At 52.8% G+C, this 252-nt stretch carries 2 rRNA genes; both read left to right on the plus strand.

The features are described from left to right. A 23S ribosomal RNA gene (locus tag N5923_RS00040) occupies positions 1-79 on the plus strand; the annotation flags it as partial. A 108-nt stretch (positions 80-187) separates the two neighbouring features. Next, a 5S ribosomal RNA gene (rrf, locus tag N5923_RS00045) occupies positions 188-252 on the plus strand; the annotation flags it as partial.

Raw genomic sequence — 252 nt, forward strand, 5'->3', positions numbered from 1 at the left:
ACGACGTTGATAGGCCGGGTGTGTAAGCGCAGCGATGCGTTGAGCTAACCGGTACTAATGACCCGTGAGGCTTAACCTTACAACACCAGAAGTGTTTTGGTGAGCGTGATGAGAGACGCGAAAATTTCAGCTTGTTCACAACGGATTAATTTGTGCGGCCTGAGGGCGGCATGAATAACAGAATTTGCCTGGCGGCTTTAGCGCGGTGGTCCCACCTGACCCCATGCCGAACTCAGAAGTGAAACGCCGTAG

The sequence above is a fragment of the Winslowiella arboricola genome, from assembly GCF_025527015.1.
Lineage (GTDB): Bacteria > Pseudomonadota > Gammaproteobacteria > Enterobacterales > Enterobacteriaceae > Erwinia > Erwinia arboricola.